This is a genomic window from Streptomyces sp. Tue6028 (genome assembly GCF_002300165.1).
Classification (GTDB): domain Bacteria; phylum Actinomycetota; class Actinomycetes; order Streptomycetales; family Streptomycetaceae; genus Streptomyces; species Streptomyces siamensis.
This window is the reverse complement of record NZ_MLCE01000007.1, coordinates 49,789-76,206: the sequence shown is the minus strand read 5'-3', so window position 1 is coordinate 76,206 and position 26,418 is coordinate 49,789. Positions and strand designations below refer to the sequence as shown.

The 26,418-nt window shown below is 69.5% G+C and carries 20 protein-coding genes; 15 read left to right on the top strand and 5 right to left on the bottom strand.

Translation table 11 applies throughout. The annotated features are described in order from the left end of the window. Positions 1-208: 208 nt before the first annotated feature. A complete protein-coding gene (locus BKI49_RS06355) occupies positions 209-973 on the bottom strand; it encodes an IclR family transcriptional regulator (RefSeq protein ID WP_095933205.1) in 765 nt (254 codons plus the stop codon). 269 nt (positions 974-1,242) lie between these two features. On the opposite strand from BKI49_RS06355, the gene metH reads away from it, so the two are divergent. The 4 genes from metH (at position 1,243) to BKI49_RS06330 (ending at position 9,496) form a co-directional block, all read left to right on the top strand. Beyond that, positions 1,243-4,770: a methionine synthase gene (gene metH / locus BKI49_RS06350; protein WP_095933204.1), complete on the top strand. Its 3,528-nt coding sequence runs from the start codon at positions 1,243-1,245 to the stop codon at positions 4,768-4,770. Between the two features lie 141 nt (positions 4,771-4,911). After that, positions 4,912-5,613 (top strand): HAD family hydrolase, encoded by a 702-nt coding sequence (locus tag BKI49_RS06345; RefSeq protein WP_028801627.1) that lies wholly within the window; start codon positions 4,912-4,914, stop codon positions 5,611-5,613. Between the two features lie 627 nt (positions 5,614-6,240). Beyond that, positions 6,241-7,845 (top strand): ABC transporter substrate-binding protein, encoded by a 1,605-nt coding sequence (locus tag BKI49_RS06335; protein ID WP_095933203.1) that lies wholly within the window; start codon positions 6,241-6,243, stop codon positions 7,843-7,845. A gap of 67 nt (positions 7,846-7,912) precedes the next feature. Next, complete coding sequence (locus BKI49_RS06330) at positions 7,913-9,496, top strand: ABC transporter substrate-binding protein (RefSeq protein ID WP_095933241.1); 1,584 nt, start codon at positions 7,913-7,915, stop codon at positions 9,494-9,496. A 133-nt stretch (positions 9,497-9,629) separates the two neighbouring features. Here the strand turns inward: BKI49_RS06330 and BKI49_RS06325 are convergent, their stop codons facing one another. Continuing rightward, positions 9,630-10,301 (bottom strand): response regulator, encoded by a 672-nt coding sequence (locus BKI49_RS06325; RefSeq protein WP_010988071.1) that lies wholly within the window; start codon positions 10,299-10,301, stop codon positions 9,630-9,632. Between the two features lie 14 nt (positions 10,302-10,315). Then, positions 10,316-11,224: a RecB family exonuclease gene (locus tag BKI49_RS06320; protein WP_095933202.1), complete on the bottom strand. Its 909-nt coding sequence runs from the start codon at positions 11,222-11,224 to the stop codon at positions 10,316-10,318. A gap of 214 nt (positions 11,225-11,438) precedes the next feature. Here BKI49_RS06320 and BKI49_RS06315 point away from each other — a divergent pair, with 214 nt between their 5' ends. The 3 genes from BKI49_RS06315 (at position 11,439) to BKI49_RS06305 (ending at position 14,988) form a co-directional block, all read left to right on the top strand. Next, positions 11,439-13,256, top strand: a complete 1,818-nt coding sequence (locus tag BKI49_RS06315; protein ID WP_095933201.1) for a site-2 protease family protein — start codon at positions 11,439-11,441, stop codon at positions 13,254-13,256. A 61-nt stretch (positions 13,257-13,317) separates the two neighbouring features. Continuing rightward, positions 13,318-14,220, top strand: coding sequence for a tRNA (adenine-N1)-methyltransferase (locus BKI49_RS06310; RefSeq protein ID WP_028801621.1), 903 nt, complete (start codon positions 13,318-13,320; stop codon positions 14,218-14,220). Between the two features lie 192 nt (positions 14,221-14,412). Further along, positions 14,413-14,988 carry a hypothetical protein gene (locus tag BKI49_RS06305; protein ID WP_095933200.1) on the top strand — a complete coding sequence of 192 codons (576 nt, stop codon included), beginning with the start codon at positions 14,413-14,415 and terminating at the stop codon, positions 14,986-14,988. 127 nt (positions 14,989-15,115) lie between these two features. Here BKI49_RS06305 and BKI49_RS06300 read toward each other — a convergent pair whose 3' ends face one another. Next, positions 15,116-15,421 carry a ferredoxin gene (locus BKI49_RS06300; protein WP_095933199.1) on the bottom strand — a complete coding sequence of 102 codons (306 nt, stop codon included), beginning with the start codon at positions 15,419-15,421 and terminating at the stop codon, positions 15,116-15,118. Between the two features lie 254 nt (positions 15,422-15,675). On the opposite strand from BKI49_RS06300, the gene arc reads away from it, so the two are divergent. The 5 genes from arc (at position 15,676) to prcA (ending at position 21,363) form a co-directional block, all read left to right on the top strand. Next, a complete protein-coding gene (arc, locus tag BKI49_RS06290) occupies positions 15,676-17,442 on the top strand; it encodes a proteasome ATPase (protein ID WP_095933197.1) in 1,767 nt (588 codons plus the stop codon). 234 nt (positions 17,443-17,676) lie between these two features. After that, positions 17,677-19,188, top strand: coding sequence for a depupylase/deamidase Dop (gene dop, locus BKI49_RS06285; RefSeq protein ID WP_373557522.1), 1,512 nt, complete (start codon positions 17,677-17,679; stop codon positions 19,186-19,188). Between the two features lie 156 nt (positions 19,189-19,344). Then, entirely contained in the window at positions 19,345-19,563 is a 219-nt protein-coding gene (locus tag BKI49_RS06280; RefSeq protein ID WP_028801616.1) for a ubiquitin-like protein Pup, read from the top strand. A 147-nt stretch (positions 19,564-19,710) separates the two neighbouring features. Then, positions 19,711-20,556, top strand: coding sequence for a proteasome subunit beta (gene prcB / locus BKI49_RS06275; protein ID WP_095933195.1), 846 nt, complete (start codon positions 19,711-19,713; stop codon positions 20,554-20,556). 57 nt (positions 20,557-20,613) lie between these two features. Then, positions 20,614-21,363, top strand: a complete 750-nt coding sequence (gene prcA, locus BKI49_RS06270) for a proteasome subunit alpha (protein ID WP_028801614.1) — start codon at positions 20,614-20,616, stop codon at positions 21,361-21,363. Positions 21,364-21,462: 99 nt separating this feature from the next. Here prcA and BKI49_RS06265 read toward each other — a convergent pair whose 3' ends face one another. Next, positions 21,463-22,482: a LacI family DNA-binding transcriptional regulator gene (locus tag BKI49_RS06265; protein ID WP_179332350.1), complete on the bottom strand. Its 1,020-nt coding sequence runs from the start codon at positions 22,480-22,482 to the stop codon at positions 21,463-21,465. Positions 22,483-22,589: 107 nt separating this feature from the next. Between BKI49_RS06265 and BKI49_RS06260 the strand changes: the two genes are divergently transcribed. The 3 genes from BKI49_RS06260 to BKI49_RS06250 all read left to right on the top strand — a co-directional run bounded on the left by BKI49_RS06260 (position 22,590) and on the right by BKI49_RS06250 (position 26,351). Further along, on the top strand, positions 22,590-23,849 hold the full coding sequence (locus BKI49_RS06260) for an MFS transporter (protein ID WP_095933193.1): 1,260 nt from the start codon (positions 22,590-22,592) through the stop codon (positions 23,847-23,849). Positions 23,850-23,858: 9 nt separating this feature from the next. Beyond that, a complete protein-coding gene (pafA, locus tag BKI49_RS06255; RefSeq protein WP_028801611.1) occupies positions 23,859-25,220 on the top strand; it encodes a Pup--protein ligase in 1,362 nt (453 codons plus the stop codon). Positions 25,221-25,349: 129 nt separating this feature from the next. Further along, positions 25,350-26,351: an FKBP-type peptidyl-prolyl cis-trans isomerase gene (locus BKI49_RS06250; protein ID WP_095933192.1), complete on the top strand. Its 1,002-nt coding sequence runs from the start codon at positions 25,350-25,352 to the stop codon at positions 26,349-26,351. Positions 26,352-26,418: the final 67 nt, after the last annotated feature.

Genomic DNA, 26,418 nt, shown 5'->3' with positions numbered 1-26,418 from the left:
TCGCGCCGTTCCTCGCGCCCCTGGGGGGTGCCTGGTGGGCCGGCGTTGTGGGGGCCTCGTCAGGGGCGCGGGGAACTGCGCGCTCGGCGCCCGCGGAGCCGCGGTCGCGTCCGCCGGCGGGCCCCACGGCGGGTGCGCCGGGCGCTGAGGGCGCGGAGACGAAAAGACGGCCCCCGGAACGCAGAGGTTCCGGGGGCCCGCGTGGGCGTCAGAAGCGCCCGGCGCCCAGGTCCCGGGACACCGCACGCGCACAGTCCCGTACCGCCGCGATCAGGTCCGGCCGCAGCTCGCCGTCCTTGCAGACCCGCTCCACGGCACCGGTGACGCCCACCGCTCCCACCGGCATCCGCCGCCTGTTGTAGATGGGCGCGGCGATCGAGGCGACCCCCGTCCAGGTCTCCTCGACGTCCTCGGCGTATCCGCGCGCCCGGGTCATGTCGAGCACGCCCTCGAACTGGTCGAGCTCGCTGACCGTACGCGGCGTGAACGCCTTGCGCTCGGCCTCCAGGACCTCGCTGTGCGCCACCGGGTCGTACGCCGACAGGACCTTGCCGAGGGCCGTGGAGTGCAGCGGTTGCATGGCCCCGACCTCCAGGACCTGACGGCTGTCGTCGGGCCGGAACACGTGGTGCACGATCAGCACACCCTGCTGGTGCAGCACACCCAGATAGACGCTCTCCCCGCTGGAGCGGGCCAGATCGTCGGTCCACACCAGCGCGCGCGCCCGCAGCTCGTGCACGTCCAGGTACGTGGTGCCCAGCCGCAGCAGCTCCGCGCCGAGCTGATAGCGCCCGGAGGCCGTGTCCTGCTCGACGAACCCCTCCTGCTGGAGGGTCCGCAGTATGCCGTGGGCCGTACCCTTGGCCAGGCCCAGCGACGAGGCGATGTCCGACAGGCCCAGCTGCCGCTCGCCGCCCGCGAGCAGCCGCAGCATCGCCGCCGCCCGTTCGAGCGACTGGATGTTCCGTGCCATCGCCGTGCTGCCTCCGTCCCCTTCGACCGTCGGCGCGCAACTCACTGCCGCCGTTCGGCAATGTCGAACACTACCGGTCGTTGCCGATCTCCCGCTAATGGGTGCTCGTCACATGTTCGGTCCGTGCCCGCACCCCCGCCCCGCGCGCCACACCCGTCCGCCCCGTGGACGCCCCTGACCCTCCAGTGGCGCTCCGGGCTACCCTGACGGCGTGCGCCTTCCATGGGAAGCGCAAAGCCGACAGCCGTCGCACTCCAGGGAGCACCTTCATGGCCTCGTTGCCGAACCCGTCCCTTTCGTCCGATCTCTCCGAGAGCCGGAGGCGAACCGACGCCCTCCGAGAGGCGCTGGCCACCCGTGTCGTGGTGGCAGACGGCGCGATGGGCACGATGCTCCAGGCGCAGGACCCCACGTTGGAGGACTTCGAGAACCTCGAAGGCTGCAACGAGGTCCTGAACCTCACGCGCCCCGACATCGTCCGCTCCGTCCACGAGGCCTACTTCGAGGTGGGCGTCGACTGCGTCGAGACGAACACCTTCGGCGCGAACCACTCGGCGATGGCCGAGTACGACATCGCCGACCGCGTCCACGAACTGTCCGAGGCGGGTGCCCGGCTCGCGCGTGAGGTCGCCGACGAGTTCGGCGCCCGCGACGGCCGCCAGCGCTGGGTGCTCGGCTCCATCGGCCCCGGCACCAAGCTGCCCACGCTCGGTCACGTCTCCTACACCACGCTGCGCGACGGCTTCCAGGCGAACGCCGAGGGCCTGATCGCCGGCGGTGCCGACGCCCTGATCGTGGAGACCACCCAGGACCTCCTGCAGACCAAGGCCTCGCTGCTGGGCGCGCGCCGGGCGATGGACGCGACCGGAGCGAACCTGCCGCTGCTGTGCTCGATGGCCTTCGAGACGACCGGCACGATGCTGCTGGGCTCCGAGATCGGCGCGGCGCTCACCGCGCTGGAGCCGCTCGGCATCGACATGATCGGCCTGAACTGCTCGACCGGCCCCGCGGAGATGAGCGAGCACCTGCGCTACCTCACCCGCCACTCCCGCATCCCCCTGCTGTGCATGCCGAACGCCGGCCTGCCCGTCCTGACCAAGGACGGCGCGCACTTCCCGCTCGGCCCCGAGGGACTGGCCGACGCGCAGGAGACCTTCGTACGCGACTACGGCCTCTCCCTGGTCGGCGGCTGCTGCGGTACCACCCCCGAGCACCTGCGCCAGCTGGTCGAGCGGGTCCGCGAGGCCCGGCCCGGCGAGCGTCGCCCGCAGCCGGAGCCCGGCGCGGCCTCCCTGTACCAGACCGTGCCCTTCCGCCAGGACACCGCGTACATGGCGATCGGCGAGCGCACCAACGCCAACGGCTCCAAGAAGTTCCGCGAGGCCATGCTGGAAGGCCGTTGGGACGACTGCGTGGAGATGGCCCGCGACCAGATCCGCGAGGGCGCGCACATGCTCGACCTGTGCGTCGACTACGTGGGCCGCGACGGCGTCTCGGACATGGAGGAGCTGGCCGGACGCTTCGCGACCGCGTCCACGCTGCCGATCGTCCTCGACTCCACCGAGGTGGACGTGATCCGCGCCGGCCTGGAGAAGCTGGGCGGCCGCGCGGTCATCAACTCGGTCAACTACGAGGACGGCGACGGCCCCGAGTCCCGCTTCGCCAAGGTCACCCGGCTGGCGCAGGAACACGGAGCCGCGCTGATCGCACTGACCATCGACGAGGAGGGGCAGGCCCGCACCGTCGAGACCAAGGTGGCGATCGCCGAGCGGCTCATCGAGGACCTGACGGCCAACTGGGGCATCCACGAGTCCGACATCCTCATCGACTGCCTCACCTTCACGATCTGCACCGGCCAGGAGGAGTCGCGGGGCGACGGCATCGCGACGATCGAGGCGATCCGCGAGCTCAAGCGCCGCCGCCCGGACGTGCAGACCACGCTGGGTCTGTCCAACATCTCCTTCGGACTGAATCCGGCCGCCCGCATCCTGCTCAACTCGGTCTTCCTCGACGAGTGCGTCAAGGCGGGCCTCGACTCGGCGATCGTCCACGCGTCCAAGATCCTGCCGATCGCCCGGTTCGACGAGGAGCAGGTCAAGACCGCCCTCGACCTCATCTACGACCGGCGTGCCGAGGACTACGACCCGCTGCAGAAGCTGATGGCCCTGTTCGAGGGCGCCACCACCAAGTCGCTGAAGGCGGGCAAGGCGGAGGAGCTGGCCGCGCTGCCGCTGGACGAGCGGCTCAAGCGGCGCATCATCGACGGCGAGAAGAACGGCCTGGAAGCCGACCTCGACGAGGCCCTGACGGACCGCCCCGCCCTCGACATCGTCAACGAGACACTGCTCGACGGCATGAAGGTCGTCGGTGAGCTGTTCGGCTCCGGCCAGATGCAGCTGCCCTTCGTGCTCCAGTCCGCCGAGGTCATGAAGTCGGCCGTCGCCTTCCTCGAACCGCACATGGAGAAGTCCGACGCCGAGGGCAAGGGCACCATCGTGCTCGCCACCGTGCGCGGCGACGTCCACGACATCGGCAAGAACCTCGTCGACATCATCCTGTCCAACAACGGCTACAACGTCGTCAACCTCGGCATCAAGCAGCCGGTCTCCGCGATCCTGGAGGCGGCCGAGGAGCACCGCGCCGACGTCATCGGCATGTCCGGGCTCCTGGTCAAGTCCACGGTGATCATGAAGGAGAACCTGGAGGAGCTCAATCAGCGGGGCCTGTCCGCCGACTACCCGGTGATCCTCGGCGGCGCCGCCCTGACCAGGGCGTACGTCGAGCAGGACCTGCACGAGATCTACGAGGGCGAAGTGCGCTACGCCCGGGACGCCTTCGAGGGCCTGCGCCTGATGGACGCGCTGATCGGCGTCAAGCGCGGGGTGCCCGGCGCGGTGCTGCCCGAGCTGAAGCAGCGCCGGGTGCGGGCCGCGGCGAACACGGTCGTCGAGGAGCGGCCCGAGGAGGGCCATGTCCGCTCCGACGTCGCCGTCGACAACCCGGTGCCGACACCGCCGTTCTGGGGGACCCGCGTCATCAAGGGGATCCAGCTCAAGGAGTACGCCTCCTGGCTGGACGAGGGCGCCCTGTTCAAGGGGCAGTGGGGCCTCAAGCAGGCCCGCACGGGCGACGGGCCGACGTACGAGGAACTGGTCGAGACCGAGGGCAGGCCGCGGCTGCGCGGACTGCTGGACCGGCTCCAGACCGAGAACCTGCTGGAAGCGGCGGTGGTCCACGGCTACTTCCCGTGCGTGTCCAAGGACGACGACCTGATCATCCTGGACGAGCGGGGCAACGAGCGGACCCGGTTCACCTTCCCCCGTCAGCGCCGCGGCCGCCGGCTGTGTCTGGCCGACTTCTTCCGCCCGGAGGAGTCCGGTGAGACGGACGTCGTGGGCCTCCAGGTCGTCACCGTGGGCTCGCGCATCGGCGAGGAGACCGCCAAGCTCTTCGAGTCCAACTCCTACCGCGACTACCTCGAACTGCACGGCCTGTCCGTGCAGCTGGCCGAGGCGCTCGCCGAGTACTGGCACGCGCGTGTGCGGTCCGAGCTCGGCTTCGCCGGCGAGGACCCCGCCGCCATCGAGGACATGTTCGACCTCAAGTACCGCGGGGCCCGCTTCTCGCTCGGCTACGGGGCCTGCCCCGACCTGGAGGACCGGGGCAAGATCGCCCGTCTGCTGGAGCCGGAGCGCATCGGTGTCCACCTGTCCGAGGAGTTCCAGCTGCACCCGGAGCAGTCCACGGACGCCATCGTCATCCACCACCCGGAGGCGAAGTACTTCAACGCCCGCTGAGTGTGCCGCGCGGCACACCGCCGCGCGTCGCAACGCGCACTGATCGGATAAGTCGTACACTGGTCGGTCCACTGCAGGCCGGCTGTCCCTTTGCCGAAAAGGGGCGGCCGGCCTGATCGTCCCTCAAGGAGGTGCGCCCGGATGACCAGTACGGTTCCCGCGCTCGGTACCCGTACGGCCGAAGGCTCCGCCCTGCAGGCCGTGCTCCTCGACATGGACGGCACCCTGGTGGACACCGAGGGCTTCTGGTGGGACGTGGAGGTCGAGGTCTTCAAGGCCCTCGGTCACACGCTCGACGAGTCCTGGCGCCATGTGGTGGTCGGGGGTCCGATGACCCGCAGCGCCGGTTTCCTCATCGAGGCCACCGGAGCCGACATCCCCCTCGCCGAGCTGACCGTCCTGCTGAACGACGGGTTCGAGGACCGTATCGGCCACTCACTGCCGCTGATGCCGGGCGCGGCCAGGCTGCTCGCCGAGCTGGCGGCCCACGAGATCCCCACCGCCCTGGTCTCCGCCTCGCACCGCCGGATCATCGACCGCATCCTGGGCTCCCTGGGCCCCCAGTACTTCGCCCTGAGCGTCGCGGGCGACGAGGTGGAGCGGACCAAGCCGTTCCCCGACCCGTATCTGCTCGCGGCCGCGGGGCTCGGCGCCGACCCGGCCCGATGCGCCGTCGTCGAGGACACCGCGACGGGTGTCGCGGCCGCCGAGGCCGCGGGCTGCCGGGTGGTGGCGGTCCCCTCGGTCGCACCGATCGCACCGGCCGCCGGACGCACCGTGGTCAACTCGCTCGAACAGGTGGACCTGCCCTTTCTCCACGGTCTGATGACACACATGCACTGACCCGCGCACCGACCGTGCGGAACGAATGCTTCGGCACGGGAAGCGGAATCACGGTGCGTGGGAAAGGGAACACTCTGCGTGCCGGCCCGAGGCGCGGAGTGGGCGGAATCGAATCACTCAGTGTGCGAATCCGTGCCACCGGGCGTGTTTACCGGAATCGACGAGCGTGTGGGGCCGAATCCACGGAATTGCCGGAGGAGCCCCACAGGGACCCCACAGGAAGCCCACAGAGACCCCCAGGGTGACCCGGAGGAGGCTTTCCGGGCCACGCATTTCCCGACCGGATGGCTGAATTCCAGTACTCGCCAACCCAGTTGATGCTGTGACGTTCGTCACTTTCCAGGGGGTCGACAACCGGCCCCCCATATGCCGCCATCCGCCAATTCGGGGTGGTCGGCGCGCCCTTGTGTCCCGATTGGTGGAATGCTGCACTAAACCTTCCGCTGTCGGGTTATCGGTGCGTCCGCGCCCGGTTTCGCAGCGTGATGGGGGCTCAACTCCGGTACCTGCGGGCGGTCGTGCTGGTGCGGACTAATCTCATCGCGAGAACATCGCCGTATCCCCGTGACCCGCCGCACACCCTCGCCCGCGGGCCCGTGGAATCTACAGCTCTGGAGAACTTCGAGCATGAACCGCAAGACTTTGGTGCTGCCGGCCGTGGTCGGCCTGCTCGCCCCTGTGCTCGCCGCGTGTGGTGGGTCCGACAGCGGCAGCAACAGCGGCGATGCCATCGTTGTCGGTACCACGGACGTGTTCACCGAATCGAAGGATGCGCCGGCTCCGGTCGACCCGGCCTACGCCTACGACGTCGGTACCTGGAACATCCTTCGCCAGACCGTGCAGACGCTGATGATCCAGCCGCGCGGCGACGGCGAGCCCGAGCCCGAGGCCGCCGAGAAGTGCGGCTTCACGGACACCGGCAACGAGCGTTACACCTGCACGCTCCGTGAGGGCCTGAAGTTCGCGAACGGCGACAGCATCACCGCCAAGGACGTCAAGTTCTCGATCGACCGCGCCCGGTCCATCAAGGCCGACAGCGGCGTGTTCGCGCTGCTGTCCACCATCGACACCGTCGAGACGCGCGGCGACCGCGAGGTGATCTTCCACCTCAAGACCGCGGACGCCACCTTCCCGTTCAAGCTGTCGACGCCGGTCGCCGGCATCGTGAGCGCCAAGGACTACGAGAAGAACAAGCTCCGCGACGGCTTCGCCGTGGACGGTTCCGGCCCGTACACCCTGGAGTCCGAGGTCAAGGGCGACAAGCTCGTCAAGGCCGTCTTCACCAAGAACCCCAACTACAAGGGGCAGCTGACGGTGAAGAACTCCAAGGTCGAGATGCGCTCCTTCGACAGCGCCGACGCCATGGGCGCCGCGCTCGAAAAGGGCGACATCGACCTGATGACCCGCTCGATGACGCCCGACCAGATCAACAAGCTCGGCACCCCCACCGACAGCGACATCGACCTCAACGAGATGCCGGGTCTGGAAATCCGCTACCTGGCCTTCAACACCGACGCCCCGACGGTGAAGACCCGGGCCGTCCGCCAGGCCATGGCCCAGATCATCAACCGCGGCGAGCTCGTCGCCAAGGTGTACGGCTCCCAGGCCGAGCCGCTCTACTCGCTCGTCCCGGCGACCATCACCGGTCACTCCAACTCGTTCTTCAACAAGTACGGGGACCCGAGCGTCAACAAGGCCAAGTCGATGCTGACCAAGGCCGGCATCACCACCCCGGTCAAGCTCACCCTGCACTACACGACGGACCACTACGGTGCGGCCACCAAGCCCGAGTTCCAGGTGCTGAAGAAGCAGCTGAACGACAGCGGTCTGTTCGACGTCAGCATCGCCGGTACGACCTGGGACAAGTTCCGTCCGGCCGAGAAGGCGGGCGACTACGACGTCTACGGCATGGGTTGGTTCCCCGACTTCCCGGACGCCGACAACTACCTGGCGCCGTTCCTCGACAAGGACAACTTCCTCGGCTCGCCGTACACGAACAGCCAGGTCAGCAACAACCTGATCCCGGAGTCCCGGCGCGAGGCGGACCGCCTCACCGCGTCGAAGAGTCTCACCGAGATCCAGGACATCGTGGCCGACGATGTCCCCGTGCTGCCGCTGTGGCAGGGTAAGCAGTACATCGCCACCCGGGACGACATCACCGGTTCGGAGTGGGCGCTCAACTCCTCCTCGACGCTCCAGCTGTGGGAGCTCGGCCGAGGTGTGAGCGGCTGACAGACCTCCCCGCCCCGGGGCCTTCACGGCCCCGGGGCGCCGGGACCCGACGACAAGGCTCATGCACGTGAACATGCGCAAGAAGTGGCCGGTTCTGTCCATAACGACGGGGCTGGCCGTCGGCGTTCTCACCGGATGCGGCTCGGACACGGGCGGCTCCTCGGGCGACGGCTCCGCCATCGTCATGGGAATGTCGGACGACGTCCTGGCGACCGACCCCGCATCCGGCTACGACCCCGGCTCCTGGCTGTTGTTCAACAACGTGTTCCAGTCGTTGCTGAGCTTCCCCAAGGGCGGCACCGAACCGGAGCCCGAGGCGGCCAAGGAGTGCGCGTTCACCGACACGGCGACCACCGTCTACAAGTGCACGCTGCGCGACGGGCTGAAGTTCAGCAACGGCGACGCGCTCACCTCGAAGGACGTGAAGTACTCCTTCGACCGCCTGCTGAAGATCGACGACGCCGCCGGGCCGGCGATCATGTTCCCCATGCTCGGCTCGGTGCAGACGCCGGACGAGAAGACCGTCGTCTTCCATCTCAAGTACGCCGACGCCACCTTCCCGAGTAAGATCGCCTCCGGCGCGGGCTCGATCATCGACCACCGGCAGTACTCCTCGGACGGACTGCGCAAGGACGACCAGGCCGTGGGCTCGGGCCCGTACAAGCTGGACTCGTTCAGCAAGGACAAGGCCGTCTTCTCCGTCAACGACGGCTACCAGGGCAACGCCGAGGTCAACAACTCCGGTGTCACGCTCAAGTTCTTCCACGGCGACCAGGCCGCCCTGAAGAACGCGCTGCTGAGCGACCAGATCGACCTCGCCTACCGAGGCCTCTCCGCCAACGACATCGCGGACATCGAGGACGACACCACGACCGGCATGGGCATCAACGTCGTCGAGGGCAGCAGCGCCGAAGTCCAGCACCTCGTCTTCAACGTGGACGACCCGGTCACCGGCAAGCTGGGCGTGCGCAAGGCCATCGCCTACCTCCTCGACCGCGAGGCCCTGGTCAGCCAGGTCTACGAGGACACGGCGACGCCCCTCTACTCGATCATCCCGGCGGGCATCACCGGCCACAACACGTCCTTCTTCGACACCTACGGCGCCCGCCCCTCGAAGTCCAAGGCCGAGGCCGCGCTGCGCGCCGAGGGCATCACCGGCAAGGTGCGCCTCACCCTCTGGTCGACGCCCTCGCGCTACGGACCGGCCACCGACCAGGAGTTCGACGCGATCGCCAAGCAGCTCGACTCCAGCGGGCTGTTCGACGCGACCGTGAAGTCCGTGCCCTACGACCAGTACGAGAAGGACATCGCCAAGGGCAAGTACGGCGTGTACGTGAAGGGCTGGGTGCCGGACTACCCGGACCCGGACAACTTCACCGCCCCCTTCTTCGGCAAGGGCAACGTGCTGAGCAACAACTTCACCAACAGCACCATCACGGGGCACCTCATCCCGAAGACGGCGGCCGAGAGCGACCGCGCCTCTACCGACGCCGACTACGGCAAACTCCAGGACGTGGTGGCCGACGAGCTGCCCATGATCCCGATCTGGCAGGCCAAGCAGTACGCCGTCGTCCGCGACAACGTCTACGGCCTGGAGTACTGCCTCGACGCCTCGACCGTCTTCCGCTTCTGGGAGATCAGCAAGGGCTGACCGCGCCGCGCGGCCTGCCGTGCGCGGTCCGCGCGGACGACGAAGGGCGCCCCTGTCCGGATCTCTCCGGACAGGGGCGCCCTTCGCGCCGTCCAGGTGCGGCCGCCCGCGCGCCGCTCCAGGTGTGCGAGCCCTACTGCGCGCCGGGGCGCACCAGCCCGCTCTCGTACGCGTACACCGCGGCCTGCACCCGGTCGCGCAGCCCCAGCTTGGTCAGCACATGGCCCACATGCGTCTTGACCGTGGTCTCGCTGACGAACAGGTCGGCGGCGATCTCCGCGTTCGACAGGCCGCGGGCCACCAGCTTCAGCACCTCGACCTCGCGCTCGGTCAGCGTGTGCAGGGTGTCCGGCACCGGCTCGTCGCCCGACGGCAGATGGCCCGCGTACTTGTCGAGGAGGCGGCGCGTGATGCTCGGCGCGAGCATCGCCTCACCGGCCGCGACCACCCGGATCGCCTGCACCAGCTCATTGGCCGGCGCGTCCTTGAGGAGGAAGCCGCTGGCGCCCGCGCGCAACGCCTCCACCACGTACTCGTCGAGGTCGAACGTCGTCAGCACGAGGACCTTCGCCGGACCGTCCCGGCCGGGACCGGTGATCTGCCGGGTCGCCTCGACACCGTCCATCCGCGGCATACGGATGTCCATCAGAACCACATCGGGCTGCAGGGCACGGACCTGGTCGAGGGCCTGGAGGCCGTCTCCGGCCTCGCCGACGACCGCGAGGTCCTGCTCCGCCTCCAGGATCATCCGGAAGCCGGTGCGCAGCAGCGGCTGGTCGTCGACCAGTAGGACGCGGATGGCCACGTAAATCTCCTTCGCTAGTCCGGCCCCATTCTGCCCTGCTCGGTGCCACCGGACTGCGGCGCCCTGACGGGGAGCGGATACGGCGGGGGAGTACCGCCGAATTCCGGACACACCGCCTGGTGGTCGCACCAGCCGCAGAGCTTGGTCGGCCGCGGCCGCCAGTCGCCCGTCTCGGTGGCCTGCCGGATCGCGTCCCACAGGGCCAGCAGCTTGCGCTCGACGCGCTCCAGGTCCGCGATCACCGGGTCGTACGTCAGCACGTCACCGCTGCCGAGGTAGACGAGCTGGAGCCGGCGCGGGACCACCTGCTTCAGCCGCCACACCACCAGGGCGTAGAACTTCATCTGGAACAGGGCACCCTCCGCGTACTCGGGCCGGGGGGCCTTGCCCGTCTTGTAGTCGACGATCCGGACGTCGCCGGTGGGTGCCACGTCGACGCGGTCGATGATGCCGCGCAGCTTCAGCCCGGAGTCCAGCCGCGCCTCGACGAACAGCTCCCGCTCGGCGGGCTCCAGCCGGGTCGGGTCCTCCAGCGTGAACCAGCGCTCCACCAACTGCTCGGCCTCACCGAGCCAGCGGGCCAGCCGCTCGCCCTCCGGGTCGTCGGCGAACAGCTCCGCGACCTCCGGCTTGGTCTCCCGCAGCCGGTCCCACTGCCCCGGGATCAGCGACTTGGCGCGCGGCGCGGTCCGGTCGACCGCCGGGGCGTCGAAGAGCCGCTCCAGCACGGCGTGCACCAGCGTGCCGCGCGTCGCAGCCTCGCTCGGCTTCTCGGGCAGCCGGTCGATCACCCGGAACCGGTACAGCAGCGGACACTGCATGAAGTCACTGGCGCGCGAGGGCGAAAGCGACGCGGGCGGCGCGGCGGCCGGGCCCGCGGGGCTGTCGGCGCCCGTCCCCGTGCCCTCGGTGCTGGTTTCCATGACGAAGACCTTACGGCTCACCACTGACAGTGCCGCACCCCTGCGCGGCCGTGACGCGGACGGCCGTGACGGCAGAGGGCCCGGGTGCGGGCGAAGGCACGGAAAACGGAGGGGGTGCCGGGGCGGAACGCATCGCGACGGCCGCATACCATCGACCAGAGACCCTCCCGTTCCGCAGGACCGGGGCGGGGGACGCTTCGAACGAGGGGACATCGTGGACGAGAGCGGCGGGAGCGGGCGGCCGCGTACCGACGAAGCGACCGAGCGCCACGAGAGGCCCCAGGCCTCCCCGGGGCCGGCCGCGGACGCCCCGCGCCCCGGACCGGCAGGGTCCCACCCGTACGGCGGGCCGGAGCCCGCGGCACCGGGCGACGACGAGCCCCGGCGCCCCTCCGGCGCCCCCTCCGGCGCCCCCGGCGCGGACACGGCGGCGAACGGCGGCCCGGGAGCCCGCGCGTCCGCCTCGGACAAGCCGGCCGGGAGTGCCGGGGACGGCGCCACCGGCGGTGCCGCGCGCGACAGGGACGACGAGGGCGCCGGCAGTGCCCCGCGTGGTGCCGGGGACGGCACCGAGGAGTCCGGGAAGCGGTCCCGCACCGACAGCCCCGAGCCGGCCGGCGGCACCCCCGACTCGTCCGAGCGCGACACCGTCACCGAAGCTCCCGACGGGCCCCGCGCCCCGTCGGACCCGGTACGCGAGGCGCGGTCCGGCGGCGACGACTCCGACGACGCCCCCACGAGCATCCTGACGAAGCCGGCCGGCACCGCCGAGCCGCGGGAGCACCCGACGTCCGCGTCCGCCGCCGCCCCGGTGGGAGACGCCCGTACCCGCGCACGGTCGGAGGGCGGCGGGGGACAGCCCCCGCGGCGCGGCCGGGAGCCCGGCGGCGGACTGCTCATGGGGCGGCCCTTCGGCGTCCCGGTGTACGTCGCGCCGAGCTGGTTCCTCGTGGCCGCGCTGATCACCTGGGTGTTCGGCGGCCAGCTCGACCGCGTGCTGCCGGAGCTCGGCGCCGCCCGCTACCTGGTCTCCCTCTTCTTCGCCGTCGCCTTCTACGCGTCCGTCCTGGTCCACGAACTGGCCCATACCGTCGCCGCCCTCCGCTTCAAGCTGCCGGTGCGCCGGATCCAGCTCCAGTTCTTCGGCGGGGTGTCGGAGATCGAGAAGGAGGCCGAGACCCCGGGCCGGGAATTCGTGCTGGCCTTCGTCGGCCCGCTGCTCTCGCTCGTCCTGTCCGGCGTCTTCTACCTGGCCATGCAGACCGTCGAACCGGGCACCGTACCGGGCGTCCTGCTCGCCGGGCTGATGATCTCCAACCTCATCGTGGCGGCCTTCAACCTGCTCCCCGGCCTGCCCCTCGACGGCGGCCGCATGCTCCGCGCCGTGGTGTGGAAGGTCACCGGCAAGCCGATGAGCGGCACCGTCGCCGCCGCCTGGTTCGGCCGGGCCCTCGCCGTCTCCGTACTGATCGGGCTTCCCCTGCTCACCCAGTCCGGATTGGTCGGAGACGCCCCGGACGACATCGGCGGCATGGACACCGTCACCGACGCCCTGCTCGCCGCGATCCTCGCCGCGATCATCTGGACCGGCGCGGGCAACAGTCTGCGGATGGCCCGCCTGCGCGAGCACCTGCCCGAGCTGCGGGCCCGCTCGCTCACCCGGCGCGCGGTCCCGGTGGAGACCGACACCCCGCTCTCGGAGGCGCTGCGCCGCGCCAACGAGGTCGGCGCCCGCGCCCTGGTCGTGGTCGACGCCGACGGCGAACCGCTCTCCCTCGTCCGTGAGGCCGCCATCGTCGGCGTACCGGAACACCGCCGGCCCTGGGTCGCGGTCAGCGGCCTCGCCCAGGACCTGACCGACGGGATGCGGGTGTCCGCCGAGCTCGCCGGCGAGGAACTCCTGGACGTGCTCCGCGCGACGCCGGCCACCGAGTACCTGGTGGTCGAGGAGTCCGGCGAGATCTACGGAGTGCTGTCGGCCGCGGACGTGGAGCGCGCCTTCGTGAAGGCGATGGCGCGGCACCCGTCCTAGGGCCCGGTCCGTCTCCCGCGGGCTGGTCGGTGGCCCCCGCCGGGACCGGTAGGCTGTTCACATGTCCGAACCGACCGGTGCCGCCCGCAGGCGCGGGCCCTTCAAGGTCGGGGACCAGGTTCAGCTGACCGACCCCAAGGGCCGCCACTACACGTTCACGCTCGAAGCGGGGAAGAACTTCCACACCCACAAGGGTTCCTTCCCGCACGACGAGCTGATCGGCGCTCCCGAGGGCAGCGTTGTCCGCACCACGGGGAACGTCGCCTATCTCGCGCTGCGCCCCCTGCTCCCCGACTACGTCCTGTCCATGCCCCGCGGCGCCGCCGTGGTCTACCCCAAGGACGCGGGGCAGATCCTGGCCTTCGCCGACATCTTCCCCGGCGCACGCGTCGTGGAGGCGGGGGTCGGCTCCGGCTCGCTCAGCAGCTTCCTGCTGCGTGCCATCGGCGACCAGGGCATGCTGCACTCCTACGAGCGCCGCGAGGACTTCGCCGAGATCGCCCAGCAGAACGTGGAGCGCTACTTCGGCGGCCCGCACCCCGCCTGGCAGCTCACCGTCGGCGACCTCCAGGACAACCTGTCCGACACGGACGTCGACCGCGTCATCCTCGACATGCTCGCCCCCTGGGAGTGCCTGGAGGCCGTCTCCAAGGCCCTCGTCCCCGGCGGCATCCTCTGCTGCTACGTCGCGACCACCACCCAGCTCGCGCGGACCGTCGAGTCCATCCGCGAGATCGGCTGCTTCAACGAGCCGACGGCCTGGGAGTCGATGATCCGCAACTGGCACATCGAGGGCCTGGCCGTCCGTCCGGACCACAGGATGATCGGCCACACCGGCTTCCTGCTCACCGCCCGCCGTCTCGCGGACGGCGTCGAGCCGCCCATGCGCCGCCGCCGCCCCGCCAAGGGCGCCTACGGCGAGGACTACGCCGGCCCCAACGCCGACGGTGGAGCCGCCCGCTGACGCGAGCGGGTACACACCCGCCCAACGCACCACGAACGTGGCCGAGTTCCCGGAAGCGCCCGGGAACTCGGCCACGGCCCTTTTCTGTTGACACGCAGCCAGAAGTACGGACCCCGCCGTTCCACCACGGTGTGACGTGTGGCACCATGCGGGACACCCCCACCGGCACAGCCCTCACGGGAGACACTCCTAGTGCAGCAATCCGCCGTCCCGGAACTGGCACACACGCACACCAGCCCCATCCAGTGGGTCGCCACGGCCACCGCCATCGCCGGTGTGGTCGCGCTCTCCTCCGTCCTGCAGCCCGACTCCGCGACAGCGGCCCAGCCGGGCCCGGGCGCCAGGACCGCGGCGGCCCCGGCGGCGGCCCCCGACCCGACCGGCGTCGCCTTCCCGATCGAGTGCGGCCCGGCCAAGGCCATCGTCCAGAAGAAGGCGTCCGGCGACCTCGACGGCGACGGCCGCCCGGAGACCGTGGCCGTCGTCCGCTGCGACGCCGGCTCGGGCACCCCGCCCAATGGCGTCTACGTCCTCACCCAAGGCACGGGCGACAAGAAGCCCCGCGTCGTGGCCACTCTGGTCGATCCCAAGGACCGGCTGAGCGTCACGGACTTCGCGGTGCGCGACCGTGCGGTCACCGCCACCTTGCTCGGCTACTCCTCGGCCGAGGTACCGAGTTGCTGTCCGGACGTGAAGGACCTCGCCAAGTGGCAGTGGAAGGGCGGCGCTTTCGTCCGCTCCACCCCGTCCGAAGCACGGAGTGTGTGAGCACACTCCGTGTAGTCCCGGCGTCGTCCCGTCGTGGCCCCGACCGGTTCCGAACAAAAAAGAACACCCCCCGCGGAGCGGGGGGTGTGAGAAACCGGACAGCCGGTGACCCGGGGTGCCCGTGATCTCACTCCGCGTCAGGACCGTAGACCTCGACCCTGTCCGAAACCCGACGTACGTGGATGCACTCGCCGGGACACTCCTTCGCGGAGTCCTGCACGTCGCGCAGAAGCGGCAGCGGCACGGGCGTTGTGGCGCCCGGGGCCTGGAGCAGCTCGTCCTCGGGACTCTTCACGTACGCCAGGCCGTCGATGTCCAGCTCAAAGACCTCCGGGGCGTACTGGGCGCAGATCCCGTCGCCGGTACAGAGGTCCTGATCGATCCAGACCTCGAGCGCCTCGCCGTTAACCCCGGCCTCCTGCTGCACGGTCATTTCTCCTGCCGTTTCCTGCGTCGAGCGACCCGAAGTGGCTGCAAGTCGGGCCAGCTCTGACGGGTGTTGAACACTTCGACCCTACCTCCGTCCGCTTCCCAATCATGTTGGGTGGGTATTCCCCTGGCGTGAGGGAGAGCGCAAGGGTGAAGATCGGACACACCTCGACAGTCTTTGTGATCTAGGGGTTTCAATCGACACCCACCCAGGTAGGGTCTGGAAGCGTCCAGCTCCCCTTGGAGGAGGTGAGGACCGTGGCAGCCCACGACGACGACATGAACCGCGGCATCCGCCCGGGACGGGGGTCCGATGACCCCGCCGGACAGATTGCCTACCTTGAGCAGGAGATCGCCGTCCTGCGACGCAAGCTCGCCGACTCTCCGCGTCACACGAGGATTCTCGAAGAGCGGATCGTCGAGCTGCAGACCAACCTGGCCGGCGTGTCCGCACAGAACGAGCGACTCGCGAACACGCTCCGTGAGGCCCGCGACCAGATCGTGGCCCTCAAGGAGGAGGTCGACCGGCTGGCACAGCCGCCGGCGGGCTTCGGTGTCTTCCTCACGGCGAACGAGGACGGCACGGCGGACATCTTCACCGGGGGCCGCAAGCTCCGGGTGAACGTCAGCCCCAGCGTGGAGCTCGACGAGCTCAGGCGCGGCCAGGAAGTGATGCTCAACGAAGCCCTCAACGTGGTCGAGGCCATGGAGTACGAGAGCGTCGGCGACATCGTGACCCTCAAGGAGATCCTGGAGGACGGCGAGCGCGCCCTCGTGGTGGGGCACACCGACGAGGAGCGGGTGGTGCGGCTCGCCGAGCCGCTGCTGGACGTCACCATCCGTCCCGGCGACGCCCTGCTGCTCGAACCCCGTTCCGGCTATGTCTACGAGGTCGTCCCGAAGAGCGAGGTCGAGGAACTCGTCCTCGAAGAGGTCCCTGACATCGGCTACGAGCAGATCGGTGGCCTGGGCAACCAGATCGAGATGATCCGCGACGCGGTCGAGCTCCCGTACCTCTACCCCGACCTCTTCAAGGAGCACGAGCTGCGGCCTCCGAAGGGTGTCCTGCTGTACGGGCCTCCCGGATGCGGCAAGACGCTCATCGCCAAGGCCGTCGCCAACTCGCTGGCCAAGAAGGTCGCCGAGGTGACCGGTCAGGCCACCGGCAAGAGCTTCTTCCTCAACATCAAGGGCCCCGAGCTCCTGAACAAGTACGTCGGTGAGACCGAGCGGCAGATCCGCCTCGTCTTCCAGCGTGCTCGGGAGAAGGCCAGCGAGGGCACGCCCGTCATCGTCTTCTTCGACGAGATGGAGTCCCTCTTCCGCACCCGTGGCTCGGGTGTCAGCTCGGACGTGGAGAACACCATCGTCCCGCAGCTGCTCGCCGAGATCGACGGTGTGGAGGGCCTGCAGAACGTGGTGGTGATCGGCGCCTCGAACCGTGAGGACATGATCGACCCCGCCATCCTGCGGCCCGGCCGGCTCGACGTGAAGATCAAGATCGAGCGTCCGGACGCCGAGGCGGCGAAGGACATCTTCGGGAAGTACCTCACCCAGCGCCTCCCGCTGCACTCCGAGGACGTCGGGGAGCACGGCGGCGACAAGGCGGCCACCGTCCACGGCATGATCCAGACCGCCGTGGAACAGATGTACGCCGAAACCGAGGAGAACCGCTTCCTGGAGGTCACCTACGCCAACGGTGACAAGGAAGTCCTGTACTTCAAGGACTTCAATTCCGGCGCCATGATCGAGAACATCGTCGGCCGAGCCAAGAAGATGGCGATCAAGGACTTCCTCGAACACAACCAGAAGGGTCTGAGGGTCTCCCACCTCCTCCAGGCCTGCGTGGACGAGTTCAAGGAGAACGAGGACCTGCCGAACACGACGAACCCGGACGACTGGGCCCGGATCTCCGGAAAGAAGGGCGAACGGATCGTGTACATCCGTACCCTCATCACCGGAAAGCAGGGCGCGGACACCGGACGCTCCATCGACACGGTGGCCAACACCGGTCAGTACCTGTAAAAGACAGGGCGGCTGCGGGTGCCCTTCACGGGTACCCGCAGCCGACTGTTTTGCGGGTCACGGCTGGAGCACAGCAATGACGCAAATGATCTCCCCACCAGCGCAGAGGCGTTCTAGGCTCTTTCGTACCGCCGAGTCGCGCAGTGCGGGGACGGGCACCGCACACGCACCGGAGCGCCAGCGGTACTTGAGCAGCGCCCCCGACCGAGGGCGCCGCCGGGCAAGGAGGGCCGCATGACCGTACGGCGAGTAATGGGCATCGAGACGGAGTACGGGATCTCCGTCCCCGGCCACCCCAACGCCAATGCCATGCTCACCTCGTCCCAGATCGTCAACGCGTACGCGGCGGCGATGCACCGGGCGCGCCGCGCCCGCTGGGACTTCGAGGAGGAGAATCCGCTGCGGGACGCGCGAGGCTTCGACCTCGCCAGGGAGGCCGCCGACGCCAGCCAGCTCACCGACGAGGACATCGGCCTGGCCAATGTCATCCTCACCAACGGCGCGCGGCTCTACGTGGACCACGCGCACCCCGAGTACAGCGCTCCCGAGGTCACGAACCCGCGCGACGCCGTCCTCTGGGACAAGGCCGGCGAGCGCATCATGGCCGAGGCCGCCGAGCGGGCCGCCCAGCTCCCGGGCGCCCAGCCGATCCACCTCTACAAGAACAACACCGACAACAAGGGCGCCTCCTACGGCACGCACGAGAACTACCTGATGAAGCGGGAGACCCCCTTCTCGGACATCGTGCGCCACCTGACGCCCTTCTTCGTCTCGCGCCAGGTCGTCACCGGAGCGGGCCGCGTCGGCATCGGCCAGGACGGGCACGAGCACGGCTTCCAGCTCAGTCAGCGCGCCGACTACTTCGAGGTCGAGGTGGGTCTGGAGACGACCCTGAAGCGCCCGATCATCAACACCCGCGACGAGCCGCACGCGGACGCGGAGAAGTACCGCCGGCTCCACGTGATCATCGGCGACGCGAACCTCTCCGAGATCTCGACCTACCTCAAGCTGGGCACGACGGCCCTGGTCCTGTCCATGATCGAGGACGGCTTCATCGCCGTGGACCTCGCCGTCGACCAGCCCGTACGCACTCTCCACCAGGTCTCCCACGACCCGACGCTCAAGCGGCTCGTCACGCTCCGCAGCGGCCGGACACTCACCGCCGTCCAGTTGCAGATGGAGTACTTCGAGCTGTCCCGCAAGTACGTGGAGGAACGGTTCGGGGCGGACGCCGACGAGCAGACCAAGGACGTCCTGCTGCGCTGGGAGGACACCCTGAACCGCCTGGAGAACGATCCGATGAGCCTCGCCGGAGAGCTCGACTGGGTCGCCAAGCGGGAGCTCATGGAGGGCTACCGGCGTCGTGACAGCCTGGACTGGGACGCCGCGAAGCTCCACCTCCTCGACCTCCAGTACGCGGACGTGCGCGCCGAGAAGGGCCTGTACAACCGCCTGGCGGCCCGTGGGCGCATGAAGCGCCTGCTGGACGAGGCCGAGGTCGACCGGGCCCGTACGAAGCCGCCGGAGGACACCCGCGCCTACTTCCGCGGGCGCTGCCTGGAGCAGTACGCGGACGACGTGGCGGCCGCGTCCTGGGATTCGGTGATCTTCGATCTGCCGGGCCGGGACTCGCTCCAGCGCGTCCCAACCCTGGAGCCGCTTCGCGGAACGCGTAATCACGTCAAGGAGCTCCTGGACCGCTGTCGCACGGCCGAGGACCTGGTCAGGGTGCTCTCCGGCGGCTGACCGGTCGCCCGTGCGCGGAGGGGCCGGACAGGGTGGAAAACCCGGCGCACGGGAATCATCGAGGTGGCCCCCGTACGTTGTAGCAACTGCGGGGCCGATGTCGGACCCTGCTTGTAGGGTCTGATCAAGAACGTCGAACCGAGCGGGGTGAGGGTTATGGCGACCAAGGACACCGGCGGCGGACAGCAGAAGGCGACGCGTTCCACCGAGGAGGTCGAGGAGCAGGCGCAGGACGCGCAGGCCTCCGACGACCTCAAGGAGCGCCAGGAGAAGCTGTCGGACGACGTCGACTCCGTACTGGACGAGATCGACGACGTCCTCGAGGAGAACGCCGAGGACTTCGTGCGTTCCTTCGTCCAAAAGGGCGGGGAGTAGCGCCAGTTGTCCGTCCCGGGGCCGGTCTGATCCATTAGGTCGGCACCGGGACGGATGACCGGCGTACGCGCGGGTATGGTCCGTGCACAGATTTGATGATCGGCTCGGCCGTCCACGTCGGGCCGCAGCCTACGTGGAAGGAATCGCGTGGAAGCCAACCCTCGCAGCACCGGGCGTCTGCCGGCTGCCTTCCTGACGCCCGGCTCGTCCTCGTTCATGGACTTCCTGGCCGAGCACCAGCCGGACATGCTCCCTGGCATGCGGCAGCTGCCGCCCACCCAGGGCGTGATCGAGGCCCCGCACGGCACGACCATCGTCGCCGCCACGTTCCCCGGCGGTGTGGTCCTCGCCGGTGACCGGCGCGCGACCATGGGCAATGTCATCGCACAGCGCGACATCGAGAAGGTCTTCCCGGCCGACGAGTACTCGGCGGTGGGCATCGCCGGCACGGCCGGTCTGGCCGTCGAGATGGTGAAGCTGTTCCAGCTGGAGCTGGAGCACTTCGAGAAGGTGGAAGGCGCCCAGCTCTCCCTGGAGGGCAAGGCGAACCGCCTCTCCACGATGATTCGTTCCAACCTCGGCATGGCCATGCAGGGCCTCGCCGTGGTGCCGCTCTTCGCCGGGTTCGACGTGGACCGAGGCAAGGGGCGCATCTTCTCCTACGACGTCACCGGCGGCCGCTCCGAGGAGCACGGGTACGCCGCCACCGGCTCCGGCTCGATCTTCGCGCGCGGTGCCATGAAGAAGCTCTACAGCAAGGACCTGACCGAGGAGCAGGCCACGACCCTGGTCGTCCAGGCCCTGTACGACGCGGCAGACGACGACTCGGCGACCGGTGGTCCCGATGTCGCCCGCCGGATCTACCCCATCGTCACCGTGATCACCGAGGACGGCTTCCGCCGGCTCACCGATGAGGAGTCCTCCGAGATCGCCCGCTTGATCCTGGAGCGGCGTCTGGAGCAGCCCGACGGCCCGCGGGCCGCACTGCTCTGAGCCCGGCCTCTTTATCAAGGTGATCCAGTGACTTCGACAGAAAGGGATGGATAACCGGTGTCGACGCCGTTCTATGTCTCACCCCAGCAGGCCATGGCCGACCGGGCGGAATACGCCCGCAAGGGCATCGCGCGCGGCCGCAGCCTGGTCGTACTGCAGTACGCCGACGGCATCGTGTTCGTCGGTGAGAACCCGTCCCGCGCGCTGCACAAGTTCAGCGAGATCTACGACCGGATCGGCTTCGCCGCCGCCGGCAAGTACAACGAGTACGAGAACCTCCGGATCGGCGGCGTCCGCTACGCCGACCTGCGCGGTTACACGTACGACCGTGACGACGTGACCGCCCGCGGTCTCGCCAACGTGTACGCCCAGACGCTGGGCACGATCTTCTCCAGCGCGGCCGAGAAGCCGTACGAGGTGGAGCTCGTCGTCGCCGAGGTGGGCGAGACGCCCGAGGGCGACCAGATCTACCGGCTGCCCCACGACGGATCCATCGTCGACGAGCACGGCTCGGTCGCCGTCGGTGGCAATGCCGAGCAGATCAGCAGCTATCTGGACCAGCGCCACCAGGACGGCATGTCGCTGGCGGAAGCCCTGAAGCTGGCCGTGCAGTCGCTGTCCCGCGAACCGAACGGCGGTGAGCGGGAGATCCCCGCGGAGCGCCTGGAGGTCGCCGTGCTGGACCGCACGCGCCCGCAGCAGCGCAAGTTCAAGCGGATCGTCGGGCGTCAGCTCGCCCGTCTGCTGGAGGCGGGCGGCGCCACCACCGCCACGGAGGCCGAGGAGTCGGCCGAAGACGAGGAGTGACCTCGGCTTCTTCCGCAGTGCTCCGCGCGCCCCGGCCGCCCGTTCGGCCGGGGCGCGCCGCTGTGCCGGAGGGGCTCGGGGGTGCCTGTGCGGGCCCGCTCAGGCGGCTGGAGCGCCTGGCGGGGCCGTGGAGCCCCGTACGACGAGGGTGACCGGGATGTCGCCCTGAGGGGGAGTCCGGCCCTCCAGGACCGCCAGGAGGGCCTCCATGCCCCGTTCCCCGAAGAGCTCGGCGTCCAGCCGTACGGTCGTCAGCTCGGGATCGATGGCGCGGGCCAGGGCCAGATCGTCCAGGCCCGTGATGGAGAGGTCGTCGGGGACACGCAGCCCCAGGCGCCGTGCCGCCTTGTAGGCACCGGCCGCCAGCTTGTCGTCGTCGCAGACCAGCGCGGTGGGCCGGGGATCGGTGGCGAGCGCGGCCTCGGCGGCGGTCAGGGCGCCCTCGATGGAGATCGGGGCCCGCGTCGTGCGCAGCTCGGTGCCGGGGACCGCGGCGAGGCGCGCGGCCAGCTCCCGTGCGCGTACCTCGAAGGTCCACGAGGCGATGTCGGCCGCGAGGTGCAGGAAACGGCGGTGCCCCAGGGCGAGCAGGTGATCGGCGACCTGCCGTACCCCGTCCGCGATGTCGAGATTGACCGTGGCCGCGCCGAGGCTGCCCGCCGGATCGCTGTCGAGCATCACGAGCGGGAGCTGGTCGCCGCGGATCGCGGTGAGCGCGTCGGCGGCCATGGACGAGGCGATCACGCCGTCCAGCGCGGCCGCCGCCGAGCCGAAGGGGTCCCGGGCGGGGCCGATGCCCTCGGGGGAGGGGTACAGGACCACGCCGAAGCCGTGCGTGGCCGCCACCCGGGCCGCACCGGTGTAGACGCCCGCGAAGAACTCCGTGGTGAGCGCCGGGACGACCAGGAGGACGGTGCGGGTGCGGCCCAGGCGCAGATTGCGGGCCGCGAGGTTCGGGCGGTAGCCGAGCTCCTGGGCCGCTTCCCGGACGCGTTCCGCCGTCGCCTCGGAGACCCGGCCGCGCCACTTCTCGCCGAGCACCAGGGAGACCGCGGCCTGGGACACTCCGGCGGCCTGGGCGACGTCCCGGCTCGTGGGGCGCGTGCTACCTCGTGCCACCGTCGACCTGCTCCCTCGTCTGGACTCCCGGTCAGCGCACATGGTACGTATGGAAGACGACGTTATACGTAAAACCTCATACGTCACGCACGACGGAAGGGCAGGGCATGGCCGCCGGATACCTGGAGATCCTCAGGGCGAGGCACGCCGCACGGCTCCTCGTCGGAACCCTGGTCGGGCGGCTCCCGAACGCCACCGCCGCCATCGCCGTGGTGCTCTTCGTCCGGGCCGAGGGCGGCACCTACAGCCTGGCCGGCGCGCTGGCCGCCGTGTACGGGGTGGCCAACGCCGTGGGGCAGCCCCTGCTCGGACGTCTGGTGGACCTGCACGGCCAGCCCCGTGTCCAGCTGCCCGCCGCGCTCGTGTCGGCCCTCGGAATGGGCGTCTTCGCCTTCGCGGGCACGGAGCCGCTGCCGCTCGCCCACGTCTCCATGGTCGTCGCCGGACTGTTCACACCGCCCCTGGAGGGCGGTCTGCGGGCGCTGTGGCCCTCCGTGCTGGGCAGGGAGGAGCAGGTGCACACCGCGTACGCCATGGACGCGGTGGCCCAGGAGGTCATGTTCACCGTCGGACCGCTGCTCGTGACGCTGTGCGTGGCGCTCTGGTCCGCCCAGGCCGCGCTGCTCGTCCTGAACGTCATCGGGGTGCTCGGCGCGCTCTCCGTGGTCGTCTCGCCGCCCTCGCGCGCGTGGCGCTCGGCCCCGCGCGAGGCGCACTGGCTCGGCGCGCTGCGCTCCGCGGGCCTGCTGGCCCTGCTCGCCGCCTTCCTGTGCATCGGTGTGGCCCTCGGCTCCATCACCGTGGCCGCCGTGTCGTACGCCGACGACCACGGCGGGGACGCGGTGTACGGCTGGCTGATGGCCGGCATCGGCCTCGGCGCGCTCGTCGGCGGCACCGTGTACGGCATGCGTCAGTGGGGCGGCGCGCCGGAGCGGCGACTGCGCGGGCTCGTGGCCCTCCTGGCGGTGTGTTACCTGCCCCTCACGCTGGTGCCCGGCCCCGTCGCCATGACCGCGCTCACCACCCTCGCCGGCGTGTTCCTGGCACCCTGCATCGCCTGCGCCTTCGTCCTGGTCGACCGGCACGCGCCGAAGGGGACGGTCACCGAGGCCTTCTCCTGGCTCGTGACCACGTTCACCGTCGGCGCGTCGGTCGGAACGGGCCTGACGGGCCCCGTGGTCGAGCGGGGCGGGGCCGTGTGGGGCTTCGCCGTGCCGAGCGCCGCCGGGGCCGCCGCACTGGTGGTTCTGCTGGCCACGGGGCGGGTCCTCGCAGCTGCCGGACGAGGTGCGGTCGTTGCGGTCTCATCGGAAAATGATCCAAACCGTGCCGTCGAACCCCGTTTCAGCTCGGAGGATCGGGCGTAATGTTCAGTCATGGACCGCCGCATTTTCGGGCTGGAGAACGAGTACGGCGTCACGTGTACGTTCAGGGGACAGCGCCGCCTGTCTCCCGACGAGGTGGCGCGGTACCTCTTCCGCCGTGTCGTGTCATGGGGCCGCAGCAGCAATGTCTTTCTGCGGAACGGTGCCCGCCTCTATCTCGACGTGGGATCACATCCGGAATACGCGACACCCGAATGTGACAACGTGACGGAACTCGTCACCCACGACAAGGCCGGCGAGCGCATTCTCGAAGGACTCCTGGTCGACGCCGAACGACGCCTGCACGAGGAAGGAATCGCGGGCGACGTCTATCTGTTCAAGAACAACACCGACTCGGCGGGCAACTCCTACGGCTGCCACGAGAACTACTTGGTGGCCCGGCACGGGGAGTTCTCCCGGCTCGCGGACATCCTCATCCCGTTCCTGGTCACGAGGCAGCTGCTGTGCGGTGCGGGCAAGGTGCTCCAGACCCCGCGCGGCGCCGTGTACTGCGTCAGCCAGCGGGCCGAGCACATCTGGGAGGGCGTCAGCTCCGCGACGACCCGCTCGCGTCCCATCATCAACACCCGGGACGAACCGCACGCGGACGCCGAGCGCTACCGCCGCCTGCACGTCATCGTCGGCGACTCGAACATGTCCGAGACGACGATGCTCCTGAAGGTGGGGGCCACGGACCTCGTGCTGCGCATGATCGAGGCGGGCACCGTGATGCGCGACCTCACCCTGGAGAACCCGATCCGGGCGATCCGCGAGGTCAGCCACGACATCACCGGCCGCCGCAAGGTGCGCCTCGCCAGCGGGCGGGAGGCATCCGCCCTCGAAGTGCAGCGCGAGTACTACGAGAAGGCCGTGGACTTCTGCGAGCGCCGCGGCATCCGCACCGGCACCGTCGAGCAGGTCCTGGAGCTGTGGGGCCGCACGCTGGACGCGATCGAGGCCGAGGACCTCGACCGGATCGGCACCGAGATCGACTGGGTGATGAAGTACAAGCTCATCGAGCGGTACCGCGCCAAGCACAACATGACGATGTCTCACCCGAGGGTCGCGCAGATAGACCTCGCCTACCACGACATCCACCGTCGCCGAGGCCTGTACTACCTGCTGGAGAAGAAGGGGCAAGCCGCCCGGATCTGCAACGACTTGAAGATCTTCGAGGGCAAGTCTGTGCCGCCGCAGACCACTCGGGCGCGACTGCGCGGCGACTTCATCCGGCGCGCCCAGGAACAGCGCCGCGATTTCACGGTCGACTGGGTCCACCTGAAGTTGAACGACCAGGCGCAGCGCACCGTCTTGTGCAAGGACCCGTTCCGCTCCGTCGACGACCGGGTGGAGAAGCTGATCGCGGGAATGTGAGCCGCATGTTCCGAAAGTGATTCCGGAACGCAACGCGGGGCGCCGTACGTTTTCCGTACGGCGCCCTTCTCACGTCGTAGAGTTGCGCGCACGCCATCAACCAAGATCGACCGATACGAGGCCCCCACCGTGCGCCGACGCTCACTCCTTCTCGCCGTCCCCGCTGGATTGGTCACACTCGCCGGATGCGGTGACGACGGCAAGTCAGACACGGCGAAGTCCAGTGCCAGCCCCTCTCCTTCGGGCTCCGCCTCCGTAGCGCCGCCGCCGAAGATCGTCGATGGTCCGCTGCCCGGCATCACCGCCGGCACGAAGTTCGACGAGAAGCCGACCGTCGCCAAGGGCACCGGCGAGCCGTCCGAGAACCTCGCCGTCCGCACGGTCATCGCGGGCAACGGCCAGACCGTCGCCGAGAACGACTACATCCAGGCCAATTACCTCGGCCAGATCTGGGACACGGCGAAGGTCTTCGACAACTCCTACGACCGCAAGACGCCGCTGGTCATCCAGCTCGCGCAGGGCGGCATCATCGACGGCTGGCGGTACGGCCTGGTCGGCAAGAAGGCGGGCAGCCGCGTCGAGATGGCCGTCCCGCCGACCTGGGGGTACGGCAAGCAGGGCAACACCCAGGCAGGCATCAAGGGCACCGACACGCTGGTGTTCGTCGTCGACATCCAGCAGACCTTCAACGCGAAGAGCTCCGCCAAGGGCAAGGACGTCCCCCAGACGGACGCAAACCTCCCGAAGGTAGGGACCAACACCGACGGTAAGGCGCCCTCCATCGAGGTGCCCAAGGCCGACGCGCCCACCAAGCTCGTGGCGAACTACGTCATCGAGGGCGACGGCGAGCAGGTCCAGGCCGACAGCAGCGTGCTGGTGCAGTACAAGGGCGTGCTCTGGGACGGCGGCAAGGAGTTCGACTCGACCTACGGCAGGGGTCAGCTGACCTCGTTCTCCCTCCAGCAGGTCGTCAAGGGCTGGGCCCAGGGCCTGACGGGCAAGAAGGTCGGCAGCCGCGTCCTCATCGTCGTCCCGCCGAGCCTGGGCTACGGCGACAACCCGCCGAGCGGCAGCGGCATCAAGAAGGACTCCACCCTGGTCTTCTCCGTCGACATCCTGGCGAAGATGTAACCCTCCCAGGGATGTGAGACTGTCGGTGTTGCCGTAAGGCAACCAAGCGAACAAGCAGGAGCCAAAG

Coding starts and splice junctions, on each gene's coding strand:
- BKI49_RS06355 (WP_095933205.1), bottom strand. CDS start 973: ATGGCACGGAACATCCAGTCGCTCGAACGGGCGGCGGCGATGCTGCGG.
- metH (WP_095933204.1), top strand. CDS start 1,243: ATGGCCTCGTTGCCGAACCCGTCCCTTTCGTCCGATCTCTCCGAGAGC.
- BKI49_RS06345 (WP_028801627.1), top strand. CDS start 4,912: ATGACCAGTACGGTTCCCGCGCTCGGTACCCGTACGGCCGAAGGCTCC.
- BKI49_RS06335 (WP_095933203.1), top strand. CDS start 6,241: ATGAACCGCAAGACTTTGGTGCTGCCGGCCGTGGTCGGCCTGCTCGCC.
- BKI49_RS06320 (WP_095933202.1), bottom strand. CDS start 11,224: ATGGAAACCAGCACCGAGGGCACGGGGACGGGCGCCGACAGCCCCGCG.
- BKI49_RS06310 (WP_028801621.1), top strand. CDS start 13,318: ATGTCCGAACCGACCGGTGCCGCCCGCAGGCGCGGGCCCTTCAAGGTC.
- BKI49_RS06300 (WP_095933199.1), bottom strand. CDS start 15,421: ATGACCGTGCAGCAGGAGGCCGGGGTTAACGGCGAGGCGCTCGAGGTC.
- dop (WP_373557522.1), top strand. CDS start 17,677: ATGACCGTACGGCGAGTAATGGGCATCGAGACGGAGTACGGGATCTCC.
- BKI49_RS06280 (WP_028801616.1), top strand. CDS start 19,345: ATGGCGACCAAGGACACCGGCGGCGGACAGCAGAAGGCGACGCGTTCC.
- BKI49_RS06260 (WP_095933193.1), top strand. CDS start 22,590: ATGGCCGCCGGATACCTGGAGATCCTCAGGGCGAGGCACGCCGCACGG.
- pafA (WP_028801611.1), top strand. CDS start 23,859: ATGGACCGCCGCATTTTCGGGCTGGAGAACGAGTACGGCGTCACGTGT.